13 protein-coding genes and 1 riboswitch are annotated in these 15,427 nt (G+C 73.5%); of the genes, 2 read left to right on the forward strand and 11 right to left on the reverse strand.

Translation table 11 applies throughout. From position 1 onward, the window contains the following. The first annotated feature begins 4 nt into the window (after positions 1–4). Complete coding sequence (locus ACIRBX_RS04115) at positions 5–1,897, forward strand: SpoIIE family protein phosphatase (protein WP_402293590.1); 1,893 nt, start codon at positions 5–7, stop codon at positions 1,895–1,897. Positions 1,898–1,904: 7 nt separating this feature from the next. On the opposite strand, the gene ACIRBX_RS04120 is transcribed toward ACIRBX_RS04115, so the two are convergent. The 8 genes from ACIRBX_RS04120 to ACIRBX_RS04155 all read right to left on the reverse strand — a co-directional run bounded on the left by ACIRBX_RS04120 (position 1,905) and on the right by ACIRBX_RS04155 (position 8,590). Next, complete coding sequence (locus ACIRBX_RS04120; RefSeq protein WP_402293591.1) at positions 1,905–3,341, reverse strand: NlpC/P60 family protein; 1,437 nt, start codon at positions 3,339–3,341, stop codon at positions 1,905–1,907. Between the two features lie 203 nt (positions 3,342–3,544). Beyond that, positions 3,545–3,988: a PH domain-containing protein gene (locus ACIRBX_RS04125; RefSeq protein ID WP_402293592.1), complete on the reverse strand. Its 444-nt coding sequence runs from the start codon at positions 3,986–3,988 to the stop codon at positions 3,545–3,547. A gap of 90 nt (positions 3,989–4,078) precedes the next feature. Beyond that, positions 4,079–4,927 carry an ATP phosphoribosyltransferase gene (hisG, locus tag ACIRBX_RS04130; protein ID WP_402293593.1) on the reverse strand — a complete coding sequence of 283 codons (849 nt, stop codon included), beginning with the start codon at positions 4,925–4,927 and terminating at the stop codon, positions 4,079–4,081. 53 nt (positions 4,928–4,980) lie between these two features. After that, positions 4,981–5,253 carry a phosphoribosyl-ATP diphosphatase gene (locus ACIRBX_RS04135; RefSeq protein ID WP_345281000.1) on the reverse strand — a complete coding sequence of 91 codons (273 nt, stop codon included), beginning with the start codon at positions 5,251–5,253 and terminating at the stop codon, positions 4,981–4,983. Between the two features lie 151 nt (positions 5,254–5,404). Next, on the reverse strand, positions 5,405–5,890 hold the full coding sequence (gene ribH / locus ACIRBX_RS04140) for a 6,7-dimethyl-8-ribityllumazine synthase (RefSeq protein WP_402293594.1): 486 nt from the start codon (positions 5,888–5,890) through the stop codon (positions 5,405–5,407). A 77-nt stretch (positions 5,891–5,967) separates the two neighbouring features. After that, positions 5,968–7,251: a bifunctional 3,4-dihydroxy-2-butanone-4-phosphate synthase/GTP cyclohydrolase II gene (locus tag ACIRBX_RS04145; protein WP_402293595.1), complete on the reverse strand. Its 1,284-nt coding sequence runs from the start codon at positions 7,249–7,251 to the stop codon at positions 5,968–5,970. Further along, a complete protein-coding gene (locus ACIRBX_RS04150; protein WP_402293892.1) occupies positions 7,248–7,835 on the reverse strand; it encodes a nicotinamide riboside transporter PnuC in 588 nt (195 codons plus the stop codon). The genes ACIRBX_RS04145 and ACIRBX_RS04150 overlap by 4 nt, the downstream gene beginning before the upstream one ends. Positions 7,836–7,891: 56 nt before the next feature. Next, positions 7,892–8,590: a riboflavin synthase gene (locus tag ACIRBX_RS04155; RefSeq protein WP_402293596.1), complete on the reverse strand. Its 699-nt coding sequence runs from the start codon at positions 8,588–8,590 to the stop codon at positions 7,892–7,894. 197 nt (positions 8,591–8,787) lie between these two features. Then, a riboswitch (FMN riboswitch) is annotated at positions 8,788–8,915 on the reverse strand. 72 nt (positions 8,916–8,987) lie between these two features. Between ACIRBX_RS04155 and ACIRBX_RS04160 the strand changes: the two genes are divergently transcribed. After that, complete coding sequence (locus ACIRBX_RS04160; protein WP_402293597.1) at positions 8,988–9,695, forward strand: MSMEG_1061 family FMN-dependent PPOX-type flavoprotein; 708 nt, start codon at positions 8,988–8,990, stop codon at positions 9,693–9,695. A gap of 218 nt (positions 9,696–9,913) precedes the next feature. Here the strand turns inward: ACIRBX_RS04160 and ACIRBX_RS04165 are convergent, their stop codons facing one another. From ACIRBX_RS04165 to ACIRBX_RS04175, 3 genes are all read right to left on the reverse strand, one after another. After that, positions 9,914–14,254: a discoidin domain-containing protein gene (locus tag ACIRBX_RS04165; protein WP_402293598.1), complete on the reverse strand. Its 4,341-nt coding sequence runs from the start codon at positions 14,252–14,254 to the stop codon at positions 9,914–9,916. A 250-nt stretch (positions 14,255–14,504) separates the two neighbouring features. Continuing rightward, positions 14,505–14,687, reverse strand: a complete 183-nt coding sequence (locus ACIRBX_RS04170) for a hypothetical protein (protein WP_402293599.1) — start codon at positions 14,685–14,687, stop codon at positions 14,505–14,507. 133 nt (positions 14,688–14,820) lie between these two features. Then, a complete protein-coding gene (locus ACIRBX_RS04175) occupies positions 14,821–15,297 on the reverse strand; it encodes an SRPBCC domain-containing protein (protein ID WP_402293600.1) in 477 nt (158 codons plus the stop codon). Positions 15,298–15,427: the final 130 nt, after the last annotated feature.

Below are 15,427 nucleotides of genomic sequence, written 5' to 3' on the forward strand. Positions count from 1 at the left end.
CAGCGTGGACCGGGTCGTGCAGGCGGTGTCGCTGCTGGTGGACCGTCAGGGGCGGGTGGTGGCGGTCTGCCCGCGGGACACCACGGTCGGCGGGCAGCCGGCCCGGCGGGTGCTGGGACGGCCCGCCCCGGAGCTGTTCGGACCGGCCTCGGCCGACAAGGTCGCCGATCTGCTGGCCGCACCGGACGGCGGGCTGGTGCCCGCGCTGCTGGCCACCACGGCGGAGAGCGGCCCCGCGCAGTCGGTCTGGGTCCGGGCCCGCCCGCTGCTGGCCGAGGACCCGTCCGGACCGGTCCTGGAGCTGCTGATCGGCACCGGCCCGCGCGAGTGGCTGCTGGAGCGTACCCCGCTGGGCCTGTGGTGCGCCGACCTGGTGGCCGGGGTCAACCAGCGGGACGAGTCGGCGGCGGCGCTCTACGGGGTGTCCGGGGCCGGGGCGCTGACCACCACCGAGTTCCTCACCCGGGTGCACCCGGACGACGTGCCCGACCTGCTCAGCCTCCAGCTCGACGCGGCCGAGCACCCCGGCCGGGTGGTCCAGGCGCACTTCCGGTTCCAGGGCGAGGACGGCGGCTGGCGCTGGCTGCTCACCTGGGCCTGCTCGTTCACCGTGCTGGGCCGGCCGCTGCTGGTCGGGGTGAGCGCGGCGCTGGACGGCGGCCCGGTGGGCGGCGCCTCCGACGAAGGGCACCGGATCGCCCGCCGGGTCCGCCGGCCCGCCGAGGAGCTGCTGCTCGCGCCCTCCCAGGAGCGGGTGGCGGAGCTGCTGCTGGAGCGGTTCCCCGCGCTGATCGGCGCGACCCAGGCCACCGTCGGCCTGCTGGAGGGCACCCGGCGGCTGCGGATCGAGCGGCGGCCCGAGCCGCCGTCCGGGCACGACGCCCCCTGGGTGGTGCCGCTGGACGCCGCGCTGCCGCTGGCCGTGGTGGCCCGCACCGGACGGCCGACCTACCTGTCCCGCGAGCAGTACCTCGCCCTCGCGCCGACCGGCGGCACCCTGGTGGCCGAGCCGCGCACCCGCTCCTGGAGCATCCTGCCGCTGACCGATCCGGGCGGCGCCCCGATCGGCGCCTGGGCACTCGGCCACGACGGACCGGACGGGCTGGCCACCACCGCCGTGGCCGCCGTCCGCGAGGTGGCCCGGCTGGCGGGCCAGGCCCTGGCCCGCACCGGCCGCACCCAGCCCTACCTCGACCTGGCCGGCGCGTTCCAGGCGGGCGCGGCCCAGCTGCCGCCCGACGCGGTGGACGGTCTGGCCGTGACGGTCCGTCACCAGCCCTCCCAGGACGCCCTCGGGCTCGGCGGCGACTGGTACGACCTGATCGACCTGCGGGACGGCACGGTGATGGTCTGCGTCGGCGACGTGCAGGGCCACGGGGCCAACGCCGCCCCGCTGATGGCCCGTCTGCGCACCCTGGTCCGGGCGTACGCGCTGGGCTCCCCGGATCCGGGCGAGGTGCTCGGCCTGGTCAACGAGTTCCTCGACCGCTTCCCCGTCACCGCCACCGCCACCTGCACCCTGCTGCGGCTCGACCCGCGCACCGGCGCCGCCCTGGTGGCCCGGGCCGCGCACCCACCGCTGCTGGTGGCCGGCCCGGACGGCTCGGTCCGGGCCGAGAGCATCGCGGGCGGCATCCCGCTGGGCGTGCTGCCCGGCCAGAGCTACCCCGCCGTCCCGGTCGACCTGCCGCCCGGGGCGCTGCTGGCCCTGTGCACCGACGGCCTGGTGGAGGGGCCCGACCTCCCGCTGGAGGAGGGCCTGGCGCGGCTGGGCGGGCTGCTCGCGGCCTGGCCAGGGGAGGACCTGGAGCAGCTGGCCGACCGGCTGCTCCCGCTCGCGGCCCAGACCGGGCACCAGGACGACGCCACCGTGCTGCTGGTGGCCCGGCAGCCCTGACCCGCCGTCAGTCCTGCGGGGCCGCCGCCGGGGCGGCGGCGTCCGGGCGGACCGCGCCGAGCACCGGGAGCAGGCCGATCGGGGCGATCTTGACGACGGTCTTCGGGTGCGGGGCGTGCACCACCAGGCCACCGCCGAGGTACATCGAGACGTGCGTCGCCCCCGGGTCGTAGATCACCAGGTCGCCGGGGCGCAGCTCCGGCAGCGGCACCCGGGTCAGACCGGCCCACTGCTCCTGGCTGGTGCGCGGGATCGGCCGGCCGGCCGCCCGCCAGGCCCAGGAGGTGAGGCCCGAGCAGTCGAAGACGTCCGGCCCGGCGCCGCCCCAGACGTACGGGCGGCCGAGCTGGGCCAGCGCCTCGGCGATCGCCTTCGCACCCGCCTCGGTCGGGGCGGCGTCCTGCTCCGGCAGTGCCGCGGCGTCCTCCGGCCGGACCATCACCGGGCCGCCGCCCGGCGCCGCCTTCACCCGGGCCAGCTCCGCCAGCCGCGCGACCGATGCGGTCAGCCGCCGCTCCAGCTCCGCCCCCGAGGCCCTGGTCGCGTCCGCCGCCGCCCCCGCCTCCTGCGCCGCCCGCTCGGCCGCCGCCTGACGGCCACTCACCTCCGCGTAGCCGTCGCGCAGCCGCTGCACCAGATCGGCCTGCGCCCGCGCCCCGGCGGCCGGCACGCCGTCCGGCACCAGCGCGGCCGGGCCGGTGAGCAGCAGCCGCACGAAGCCGGAGAGGCCCTGCCCCCGGTAGTCGGAGCTCGCCAGCTGCGCCGCCCCCTGCTCGCCGTCCTGGAGCGCGCCGGCGGCAGCCGCCCGCTCCGCCGCCAGCGCGTCGGCGGACCTGCGCAGCTCGGCCGCCTGCACCGTCTGACGCTCCGCCAGCACCCGGGCGGCGTCGGCGGCGGGCCGCAGCTCGGCGATGTCCAGGGCGAGCCGGACCAGCTCGGGGTCGCCGATCTCGGCGGAGGGCAGCGCGGACACCCCGGGCTGCGGGGTCACCCCGGCGAACACCCCGGGCACCTCGACCGCCCCGGGCTGGACGAACGGGCCCTGCGCCCCGCCCACCCCGCCAGCCCCGCCCGCACCGGGCCCGGTGAACGGCGTCTCGGTGAACGGCGTCCCGGCGAACGGAGTCCCGGCGAACGGAGTCCCGGCGAACGGCACCGGCCGGTCGAACGGCGGCTCGGCGAACGGGGACTGGACCGCGCTCTGCTGGGTGAACGGCCCGGCTTCGGCCGAGGGTGCGGCGAACGGCGGCGCGGGCGGCGGCGCCGCGTCGGTGCCCGGCGGGGCGGCGGGAGCGGACGGGGCACCGGGCCGGTCGGCCGCCGGAGGCTCCGGGTCCGCCGAGGCGACGGCGCCGAGCGGGCCCGCCCAGAGCGCGACGGCCACCGCGCCGACCACCGTACGCCGCAACCGCCGACCCCGGACACCGCCCTGACCGACCGTCATCCGGCCATCCCTTCGCCCCGGCCGCAGGGGCGCCGTGCCGCCCCGCGTGCCGTCGGCCATGCTCGCCCCGCCCCCGGGCCGGGTCACGGCAGGCACTCCGACCGGCCCACCCCGTCCACGCGTTCGGCCGAACGGCCCGCAGGCCGACCGCGAAGGCCCCGGCACCGGAGCCGGTGCTGGGGCCGCCGTCGCAGCCGTGCCCGTCAGGCGCGGGCGGCGCCCCGGTCGTCGACCAGGTCGCGGAGCGCCCGGGCGGCCCGGACGGCCTGGGCGCGCCCGCCGCCCGCCTGGATGCCGACGGCGGCCAGTGCGGTGCCGTCCGCCAAGTCGAGGGTCACCCACGGGTCGCCTTGACGGAAGTTCACCCGGACGATCTGCGGCCAGGTCAGCCGGTGGCTGCGGACGAAGTTGGTCACCGTGACGCCCTCGGCGTCGGCCTTCACCTGCGGGCGGGCCAGCATCACGCCGACGGCGGCGAACAGCAGACCGGAGCAGAACATCGCCACCCGGTCGTTGAAGTGCCAGTGCGGGGGCAGCGCCACGGCCATGGTGGTGAAGAGCACCAGGAAGACGGCGCAGATCACCCCGAGCACCACCCGGTTGCGGCGCGGGGACCAGGTGACGGGCAGTTCGGCGGGGCTGGACACGGTGGATCTCCAGGGGGAAAGCCGGAAGGGTGGGACGTCGGTGACGACGTCCCACCCTACGAGGTGCTTACGGGCTCGGAGTCGGCGGGCTCAGAGGCGGCAGGCGTGGATGTTGGTGACCAGGATGGCCCGGGCGCCGATCGCCCAGAGGTCGTCCATGATCCGCTGGGCCTCCTTGCGCAGCACCATGGAGCGGACCGCGACCCAGCCCTCGGTGTGCAGCGGGGAGACGGTCGGCGACTCCAGGCCGGGGGTCAGGGCGACCGCGTCGCCGACCTTCTCGGCCCGGATGTCGTAGTCCATCAGCACGTAGCGGCGGGCCACCAGCACGCCCTGCAGGCGGCGGAGGAACTGCTCCACCCGGCTGTCCTCGCCCGCGCCCTTCGGCCGGATCACCACCGCGTCGGAGACCAGGATCGGCTCGCCGAAGATCTCCAGCCCGGCGTTGCGCAGGCTGGTGCCGGTCTCCACCACGTCGGCGATCACGTCGGCCACCCCGAGCTGCACGGCGGTCTCCACCGCTCCGTCCAGCTTGGTCACGGTGGCCTTCACGCCGTGCTCGGCCAGGTGCTGCTCGACCAGCCCGGTGTAGGAGGTGGCGATCCGCAGGCCCTCCAGGCCCTGCACGTCCGAGACCTCGACGCCGACCGGCTTGGCGAACCGGAAGGTGGAGCCGCCGAAGCCGAGCGCCAGCACCTCCTCGGCGTCCGAGGCGGAGTCCAGCAGCAGGTCCCGGCCGGTGATGCCGACGTCGAGCCGGCCGGAGCCGACGTAGACCGCGATGTCCCGGGGGCGGAGGAAGAAGAACTCGACCTGGTTCTCCGGGTCGACCAGCACCAGCTCCTTGGGGTCCTTGCGCTGGCGGTAGCCGGCCTCATGGAGCATCTCCGCCGCGGGACCCGAGAGCGAACCCTTGTTGGGGACGGCGATGCGCAGCATGAGAGAGGAGCCCTTCATCGTGAGGAAGTGGTGTCGGTGGTTCTGAGGGTGGGTCAGAGGTACTTGTAGACGTCGTCCAGCGTCAGCCCGCGCGCGACCATCATCACCTGAAGGTGGTAGAGGAGCTGCGAGATCTCCTCGGCCGTCTCCTCGGTGGACTGGTACTCGGCGGCCATCCAGACCTCGGCTGCCTCCTCGACGACCTTCTTGCCGATCGCGTGCACGCCCTGCTGGACGAGCTGCGCGGTGCGGGAGGTCGAGGGGTCGGCCGTGGCGGCCTTCTGCTGGAGCTCGGTGAACAGCTCCTCGAATGTCTTCGAAGCCATGATGGGCTCACCTTACGGGGTGTGAGCGGACGCGCGGTAAACGATTCCGGAGCGTGGACACTCCGCTGGACGGCAGGTGGACGTCCGGCGGAGTGCGGCGGGCCGGGCGGGCGACGGCGACGACCGCCCGGCCGCACCGAGGAGGGAGCCCTCAGCTCCGGGGCCCGGAGACCGAGCGGAGCGCGGCGGCGGTGGCGACGGCGGCGGTGACCGCCTCGTGGCCCTTGTCCTCGGCCGAGCCGGGCAGGCCCGCCCGGTCCAGCGCCTGCTGCTCGTTGTCGCAGGTGAGCACGCCGAAGCCGACCGGCACGCCGGTCCGCACGCTGACCTCGGTGAGGCCGAGGGTGGCGCCCTGGCAGACGTAGTCGAAGTGCGGGGTGCCGCCCCGGATCACCACGCCCAGCGCGACCACGGCGTCGTAGCCGCGCTCCGCCAGCACCTTGGCGGCGACCGGGAGCTCGAAGGTGCCGGGGACCCGGACCACGGTCGGCTCGTCGATGCCGAGCTCCTTGAGGGCGCGGTGCGCGCCGTCCAGCAGGCCGTCCATCACCTGCTGGTGCCACTGTGCGGCGATCACCGCGACCCGCAGGTCGGCACAGTTCTCGACGGTCAGTTCGGGGGCTCCGTGGCCGCTCACGTGGGTGTTCCGTTCTCTGGGGAGTGATGGTGCGTCAGGTACGAGGGAGGTGGGCGTCAGGTACCAGGGGGTGGGCGTCAGGCGTCGGGGCCGAGGCCGGTCAGCTCGTGGCCCATCCGGTCGCGCTTGGTGCGCAGGTAGCCGGAGTTGTGCTCGCCGGGCGCGATCTCCAGGCCCCGGCGGCCCTCGACCTTGATGCCGTGCTCGGTCAGCGCGGCGATCTTGTCGGGGTTGTTGGTGAGCAGGGTGAGCGACCGGACCCCGAGGTCCACCAGCATGTGCGCGCCGATGCTGTAGTCCCGGGCGTCGGCGGGCAGGCCGAGTTCGAGGTTGGCGTCCACCGTGTCGCGGCCGCGCTCCTGGAGTTCGTAGGCGCGCAGCTTGTGGGTCAGGCCGATGCCCCGGCCCTCGTGGCCGCGCAGGTAGAGCACCGCGCCCCGGCCGGCCGCGGCGACCTCGGCCAGCGAGGCGTCCAGCTGCGGGCCGCAGTCGCAGCGCAGCGAACCGAAGACGTCGCCGGTCAGGCACTCGGAGTGCAGCCGGACCAGCACGTCGTCGCCGTCCGGCAGCTGGCCCTCCGGGCCCAGGCCGCCGGCCACCAGCGCGATGTGCTCGACGCCGTCCAGCGTGCCCTTGTACCCGACGGCGGTGAACTCGCCGTGCTCGGTCGGGAGCTGGGTGACCGCGGTGCGCTTGACGTGCAGCTCGGTGCGGCGCCGGTAGGCGATCAGGTCCTCGATCGAGATGATCGACAGGCCGTGCTCGCGGGCGAACGCGACCAGCTCCGGCAGCCGGGCCATCGTGCCGTCGTCGTTCACCACCTCGGCGATCGCGCCGGCCGGGGCCAGCCCGGCGAGCCGGGCCAGGTCGACGGCGGCCTCGGTGTGGCCCGGGCGGGCCAACACGCCGCCCTCGACCGCGCGCAGCGGGAAGACGTGGCCCGGGCGGGTCAGGTCGCCCGGCTCGGTGGCGGTGGTGGAGAGCAGCCGGACGGTGCGGGCCCGGTCGGCGGCCGAGATGCCGGTGTCCACCCCGTCCCGGGCGTCCACCGAGACGGCGTAGGCGGTGCCCTTGCGGTCCTCGTTGACCTGGGTCATCGGGGGCAGCTTCAGCCGGTCCAGCTCCTGGCCGGTCATCGGCACGCAGATCACGCCGGAGGTGTAGCGGATGGTGAAGGCCATCAGCTCGGGGGTGGCGGCCGAGGCGGCGAAGACGATGTCGCCCTCGTTCTCCCGGTCCTCGTCGTCGACCACCACGACCGGGCGGCCGAGTCCGATGTCGGCGATGGCCCGCTCGACCGGATCCAGCGCGAAGGCCTCGTCGACCAGCTGGCGGATGTCGTTCTCGGGCTGCACGGTCATGCCGAAACTCCCTGCGGGACGGCCGGGTTGACGGCCCGGGGGGTGCGGGTGCGGGTCCACCAGGCCTGCAGGCCGAGCAGCACCAGCACGAAGTAGATGGCGTAGGTGACGCCGGAGAAGGTGTAGCCGCTGGTGAAGGCGAGCGGCACGCCGACCAGGTCCACGGCGATCCAGGCGAACCAGAACTCGACCCAGCCCCGGGCCTGGGCGTACATCGCGGCCAGCGTGCCGGTGAAGATGTACGCGTCGGCCCACGGGCTCCAGGAGAGCTCGGGCACCGCGATGAACAGCCCGGCCAGCGCGACGGTGGCCAGCGCGGTGGCCCCGACCAGCACCACGCGCTCGCGGGCGGTGGCGAACCGGACCTCGATCTCACCGGTCGCCCGGCGTCCGCGCTGCCACTGGGTCCAGCCCCAGACGGCGGCCACGATCACGATGCCCTGCTTGCCGATCAGGCCGGTCAGGTGGGCCGAGAGGTAGGCGCCGATCAGCACCACGCCGGAGAGCAGCTGGACCGGCCAGCTCCACACCGAGCGGCGCCAGCCGAGCGCGAGGGCGGCCAGCCCGAGCAGGTTGCCCACCATGTCGGTCCACTTGACGCTCTGACCGAATATCGAGAAGGCGGTTTCGTTGAGCCAGTTCACGAGGCGTCCCCGGGGAATGCGGTGGGCAGGGTGGTGGGCAGGTCGGTCGGCAGCGTGGACGGCAGGGTGCGCTGGTCGAGCAGCCGCTCGACGTACTTGGCGAGGACGTCCACCTCGAGGTTGACCGGGTCCCCGACCTGCTTGGTGCCGAGGGTGGTCAGCGCGAGGGTGGCCGGGATCAGGCTGACGGTGAAGCTGTCGATCGCGGCCTCCACGACGGTGAGGCTGACGCCGTCCACCGTGATCGAGCCCTTCTCCACCAGGTAGCGGGTGATGCCCTGGGGCAGCGAGAAGCGCAGCACCTCCCAGCGGAGCTTCCCCTCCGCGTCGAGGTCGCCGGGCTCGCGGGAGAGCAGGGTGCCGGTGGCGTCCACGTGGCCCTGGACCAGGTGGCCGCCGAGCCGGGCGCCGAGTGCCATGGCCCGCTCCAGGTTGACCCGGGAGCCGGGGGCGAGCGCGCCCAGGCTGGACCGGTGCAGCGTCTCCGCCATCACGTCGGCGCTGAACTCACCGGTGCCGGCCGCGAGTTGCTCCGGGCTGTCGACCACGGTCAGGCAGACGCCGTTGACCGCGATCGAGTCGCCGTGTCCGGCGTCGGTACAGACCAGGGGGCCACGGAGGCGGATGCGCGAGGAATCGCCGATCTCCTCGATGGAGACGACCTCGCCGAGCTCTTCGATGATGCCGGTGAACACCCGGGTTCTCCTCGCGCTGCTAGGGCGCGGACTCCGGGGTGTGGCATGGGAGATGACAGAGCGGGACGGCGAGACGCGCTCGCGGCCGCTGCCGAGGGAGCTCTCCCCGGGATCGGGAAAGAGACCACTCCTGCTGTTCCCGCGCCCCTTCGGGGAAGGGTCGCGGCACCGCCGAGACACGCAGATCACTACCCGCTCGCGCACGCCTCCCATCCGGACTTTAACCGTCGGTCCAGGAATTTCACCTGGTCAACCGGCCGCTGGCTGCGGACGGGTCGCGGACTGTAACCGCCGGTTCGGATTTTCACCGACCCCGGAGTGCGCTGAACGTCACTGCTGTTTCTGCCGACATTGTGCCACGCGGCCGGAACCGGCCGGGAGGGGCGATCTCTGTGTCATGTTTCACTCCGTCAGGTCACGCTCCGGCCACCTCCACGGGAATACCGTCCGGTCCGTGACCACATCCGACGCCTTCGAGGCGCTCCAGGCAGGCGCACTGCGCTCCGTCGGTCAGCTGCGCGAGCTGTACGAGGACCCGGGCGACGCGGCCCGCCGCAAGCAGGTCGACCACGTCAACGACACCTCCCGCGAGCTGATCGCCTGCGCCTCGCTGGTGATGCTGGCCAGCACCGGAGCCGACGGCAGCTGCGACGTCACCCCGCGCGGCGGCCCGCCCGGCTTCGTCTCGGTGCTCGACTGGCACACCCTGGCGATCCCCGACGCCACCGGCAACAAGCGGCTCGACAGCCTGCACAACCTGGTCGAGACCGGCCGGATCGGCCTGCTCTTCGTGATCCCCGGCCGGGACGCCACCCTCCGGGTCAACGGCCGCGCCCTGGTCACCGCCGACCCCGCCCTGCTGGCCCGCCTCACCCCCGTCGGCAAGCCCCCGCGCAGCGCGGTGGTGGTCCGGGTCGAGGAGGTCTACGGCCACTGCCCGAAGGCCTTCCTGCGCAGCTCCGCCTGGAAGCCCGAGCAGTGGCTCTCCCCCACCCGCGTCCCCAGCTCCGCCCGGGTCACCCAGGCGAACATCGGGGACCCGGAGCTGACCGTCGAGATGATCGAGCAGTCCGAGCGCGAGTCGCTGCTGTACCGGTACGAGTGACCCCTCCCCCGCCCGAGGGGAGCCACACCATCCGGGCGCCGGGGTCGGCGGGTGCCCGGAGCGCGGGTATCTGAGGTGCCGCCGGCAGGACCGGTCTGGTGCACTGGGCGGATGACGGGGAGCCCGGCCGCGCTCACCCTGGCGCCGGTTCGACAACAGGCTGACGGCCCGTCGGCCGGGCCCCCGGTGGTCCCGGGGGTCCGGCCGACGGGCTCGGCTCAGCCGGTGGTGAAGGTGAAGCTGGTACCGGGCTGGCGGACCACGTCTCCCTTCGCGGAGTTGGTGACGGTGACGTTGGTGAGGGTGGCGCTGCCCCGGGCGCCGGACATCGCCAGGACGCCCGCGCCGTTGTTCGACTTGTCGATCCGGACGTTGCTGATCTTCACGTCGGGGATGGTGCCGCCGCCGGTCTTGAACTGGATGCCGTCGTAGGTGGAGTCCAGGATCTCGGTGTCCCGGATGACGACCCCCGGGATGTCCTGGTTGGCGGCGAACAGCGTCAGGGCGCCGAACTCCTGGTCCTCGTTCCAGAACGCGCCGCCGCTGCGGACGATCGCGTTGTTGGCGATCAGGGTCTGGCCGGAGAACGGCAGCGGGTCGTGGTCGGTGGCCAGCATGATGCCGGGGTAGTTGGCGGTGTCGTAGACCAGGTTGTTCTCGATCTTGTTGCCGTAGCCGCCGTAGACGGCGATGCCGGTGGCCCGCCACGGGAGTTGGACGGTGTTGTTGGTGAAGCTGTTGTCGTGGGCCACGTCCACCGAGGTGTTCTTGACGTACTTGTTGGCCCAGACGGCCAGCGCGTCGTCACCGGTGGTGCGGAAGGTGGAGTTGAAGACCTTCGAATTGCGGGTGCCGTTGGAGAAGTTGATGCCGTCGGCGTAGGTGTCGCGGATCCGCATGCCGCTGAACTGGAGACCGTCGGCCGGGCCCCACAGGTCCGGGATGTTGTCGTAGTCGCGGCCGACCCAGACGCCGACGTTGGAGTGCTCGATCCAGACGTTGGTGATCTTCGTGTTCTTGCCGAACCGCCCGTTCAGCCCGACGCCGCCCTCGGAGCCGTCCGCACCGCCGCGGATCCGGCCGGAGCCGAAGATCGCGATGTCGGAGATCTGGGTGTTGTCGTCGATGTCGAAGCCGAAGTTGCCCTCGTGCGGGTGGTTGATGGAGCCGGTGGCGTTCTGCGGCTCGATCAGCGAGTAGAGCTGCGAGTGCCACATGCCGGCGCCCCGGATCGAGACGTCGCGGATGCCCACCTGGTTGTACATGCCCCGGTTCAGCGGGTCGTCGGTGAGGATCTTCTTCTCCTGGCGCCACTGGCCGGCCGGGATCCAGACGCAGGCGATGGTGCCGTTCTGATCGGCCGTCACGGCGGCCTGGAGCGCGGCGGTGTCGTCCTGCCCGTCGTTCGGGACGGCGCCGAAGTCGGTGATCGAGGTGCACTCGGCCGGCTTGGCGGTGGGCGGGGCGACCTGCTCCAGGTCGATCAGGTCGAGGGCGTAGAAGGCGGCGGTGTCACCGGCGTCCTTCTGCAGGCGCAGCTTGGTGCCGGCCGGGTAGCTCTGCGGGAGCAGCGCGTGCGCCTCGTCGAAGAGCCGGCGGGCGTCCGCCTGCGGCGTCTGGGTGAGTCCCTCGGGCTGGTCGGTGGTGCCGTACAACCAGCTGTGCTTCGAGGAGAGTTGGAGCTTCTGCACGAAGACCCCGTTGGCGTACAGGCTGATCGTGGCATCGGCACCACCGCCGCCCGCCGCGTCCGGGATCGAGTTGCGGACCACGATGGAGTTGGTCGGCACGGTGGAGGTGATCTCCACGTACTGGCCGGTGGAGGTGAGCCGGACGGACTTGCGGCCGGAGGACTCGGAGGCGAAGTTGGTGTGCCCGAAGGTGCGCACGGCGTCAGCCTGGAGCAGCTCGCCCTGGTAGACGCCGTCCTCGGCCTCGTAGGAGGTGTACGGCGCCGCCGCTCCGCGGCCGACCACGATCGGCTTGGCGAGCACGTTGTTGTTCTCGTTCGTCTCGGCGGCCGTACCGGTGGCGTCGGCCGTGACGGTGACGGTCGCGCCGCCGCTGACGGCCGTCCAGCTCCCGGTGACCGGCAGGCTGACGGTCTGTCCGGCGGCGATCGCCGGGGTGGCGGTGTTCAGCGTGGCGGTGCCGACGGTGAGCCGGGTGACTCCGGCGGGGGCCGGGTCGAGGCCGCGGTTGCGCAGCTGCACGGTGAAGGAGACGGCCGAACCGGCGGCCGGGTTGGCCGGGTTGGAGCTGACGTCCAGCACCTCGAGGTCCGGGCCGGGGGCCTGGGTGACGGTGATCGGGGTGGCAGCGGCGAGCAGGTTGTTGTCCTCGTTCCGCTCCCGCACCGAGTTGTCGGCGTCCACCCGGGCGCTCGGCAGGTAACTGCCCTGCGGGCGGGTGCCGATGGCCTTCGAGACGGTCACCGACTCACCCGCCGCCAGCGCGGGCACGGCGACGCTGTCGGCGAGGGCGCCGCCGAGCAGGAAGTCGACGGTGTCGGCGGGCGCCGGCAGGTTCCCGATGTTCTTCACGGTGGCGCGCAGGGTGATCGGCGTGGCCTCGTTCGGCGCGGCCGGGGCCCAGGAGACGTCCGTGACGGTGAGGTCGGGGTTGGGCGCGGGGGTGCCGATCACCTGGTACTCGGCCACCTGCCCGGCGGGCGCGCCGGAGTTGGCGGTGATCCGCAGCTGGACCTCGGAGGCCCGGCCGGTGACCGGGATGGTCACCGTGTTGCCGCCGCTCGCCGGGTCGAAGCGGTAGTCGGCGGCGGCCTTCAGGCTGGTGAAGCCGCTCGCGCCGTCGGCCCGGCCGAGCACCTGGACGTTCTGGGTGCGGGCGCCCCAGGCGGCGTCCGGATTGAGCTTGAGCACCACCCGCTGCAGGTCGGCGTCCGAACCGAGCTTCACCGTCAGGGTGTTGGGGTACGCGCCGGCGTTCCCCTCCCAGTAGGTGGCGGTGTTGTTGTCGTTGGCGTTGGCGGGGGCGAAGGTCCACGCCTGGCCGGAGGCCTCGATCGGCTTGCCGCCCGCCAGGTTGGTCCCGGGCGTGCCCGGGTCGCCGGGGCGGGTGACGGCGGCGCTCGGGTCGGAGAGGTTGCCCGCCGCGTCCTTGGCCCGCACGGTGTAGGTGACGGTCGCGGAGGCGGGCTGGCTGTCGGTCCAGGTGCGGACGGTGGCGGCCGTGGTGGCCTTCAACTGCCCGTCGGCGTAGACCTCGTAGCCGGTCACGCCCACGTTGTCGGTGGCGGCGTCCCAGGTCAGCCGGATCTGTCCGGCGGCGGGCTCGGTGTAGGCGAGGTTCCCGGGCGCGGTCGGCTTCACCGTGTCGCCGGGGTTCTCCCCGGGTCGGGTCACCGGGGCGCTGGGGTTGGACTGGTTGCCCGCCGCGTCCTTGGCCCGCACCGTGTAGGTGACGCTCTCGGTGGCCGGGCGGGTGTCGGTGTGGGTGAGCACCCCGGCCCCGACGCTCGCCAGCAGCTGGCCGTTGGCGTAGACGTCGTAGCCGGTCACCCCGACGTTGTCGGTGGCGGCGGTCCAGGCCAGCCGGATCTTGCCGGCCTCGGGCTGGCTGTACGTCAGACCGGCCGGGGCGGTGGGCGCCTGGGTGTCGCCGCCGACCGGGCCGTAGGCCTCGAACTCGGACAGCTGGGCGGCCGGCCAGGCCGTGTTGCCGCTGAACAGCAGGCGCAGGTGGCGGGTGGTGGCGGTGGGCAGCGAGAGCGTCACCACGTTCCCCGCCGCCGGGTCGAAGCTGTAGGCGGCTGCGGCGAGCAGGTCGGTGAAGGCGCTGCCGTCGGTGGAGCCCTGGACCTTGAGGGTCTGGCTGCGCTGCTCCCAGCCGGCCGGCAGCTTGAGCACCAGCCGGTTGACCTGTACGGCCGCGCCCAGGTCACCCTGGATCCACTGCGGGAAGGCGTTGGACGAACTCTCCCAGTAGCTGGCCTGGTTGGCGTCGTTGACGTTCCCGGCGCCGTACTGGCCGTTGCTGCTGCTCGCCGTCAGGGTGCGGCCCCGGAGCAGGTCGGCCGAGGCGGCGACCGCGCCGTAGACCTCGAACTCGGAGAACTGGGCGGCCGGCCAGGCGGTGTTGGCCGCGACCTGGATCCGCACCCAACGGGCACTGGTGGCGGGGAAGTTGATCCGGACGGTGTTCCCGCTGCCCGGGTCGAAGGCGTAGGCCGCCGAGGCGACCACCGGGGTGAAGGCGGAGCCGTCGGTGGAGCCGAGCACCGTCAGGGTCTCACTGCGCGCGCCCCAGCCGGTGGGCAGCTTGAGCGCCACCTGGTCGATCGAGGCCGTGGCCCCCAGGTCGACCTGGACCCACTGCGGGAGCGCGCCGTTGCCGCTCTCCCAGTAGCTGGCCTGGTTCCCGTCGTTGACGTTCCCGGCCACGTACTGGCCGTTGGCACTGCTCGCGGTGACCGTCCGCCCGGCGGCGAGGTTGGGCCCGCCCGCCGCGTGGGTCGGCAGGACGGGCCCGGCGAGCAGCAGCATGCCCACCGCGACCGACGTCGCCGTCAGTCGCGGGAGTATGCGATTCGATCTCATGACGTCCCTCTGTCTCTGCAGTAGGTGGGGGTGGGAGTCGAGAATTTGACCGCTGCTTGTTCATTTTTTGCGTGAGGGTGGGCCAAGAGTTACAGAGGGATGTCAAAAGTGTCAACGGAAGGGACAGCCCACCACGGCCCGAGCCGGTGGCACGCCGCGGGCAACGCACCCCGTCGGGCGCGTGCTGCGGCCCCGGGAGCACCTCCCCGACTCCCGGACGGTCCGTCAGGTCCCGGCACGGGAGCCGCCGTCACTCCGGCCGGCGCGCCGCCACCCGGCCGGCCCGCAGCAGCAGGGTGAGCGGCTCCACCGCCCGCCCGGGCTCGCCGCCCGGGTAGCTCCACCCCGCATCCGGCGGCCCGGTCCTGGTCCAGACGGCTCCGTCGGCATCGATCACGACGTCACCGGGCTGCCAGATCGGGGGGTTCGTCACGGGTCCTCGGTCTCCTGCTGCGGGCTCGGGGGCCTTCCGTCGGCCGACCATCCACGCTAAGCGGTCGGCAGGCCACGGCCGTTCGCCGTCCGGCCCCTGTCGTACGGACCTTGGTCCCGGTCCGGACCGTCCGTCAGGCCGAAGGGTGGTGGTCCGGGACGGCGTTCAGCTCGATGCCGTGCTCCAGCAGCGCCTTCACCGAGCAGAGCACCGTGCTGAACCCGCCCACCGTGTCGTTCACCCACCGCACCGCCTCGTCCCCGGTGCCGGTGAAGCCGGTCTCGGTGACCTCGACGAAGGTGACCTCCGCCGAGCGCGGCGTGAAGGTCAGCTCCACGCTGGTCGGCTGGTCGTAGTTGCCCCACTCGAAGCGGATCATCCGGTGGTCCACCACCTCCCGGACCCGGACCTCCACCGACACCCCGTAGCTCTCCCACTCCCAGGTGAGCTCGGCCCCCTGCACCATCGGCCCGCTGCTCCGGCTGTACCAGACCCGGGTGGTCACCGCCGGATCGGCGAAGGCCGCGAAGACCTGCTCGGCCGGCCGCCGGACCACCATGCAGGCGTAGGCGGCGGGCTCGTGCGTCAACTCCAGTCGCTGCTGTTCCATCCCCCGATCATGCGGCCTGACCTCGCACGACCCCGGCTTTGTACGCACGACCTGCGCGGCGGGCGGGCCGGGGCGCCGACCGGAGCGACCCGAACGCCTTGACACGGGCCGGGGGCACCGGTGTACTCCA

The organism is Kitasatospora sp. NPDC096147, from assembly GCF_044763225.1.
Classification (GTDB): domain Bacteria; phylum Actinomycetota; class Actinomycetes; order Streptomycetales; family Streptomycetaceae; genus Kitasatospora.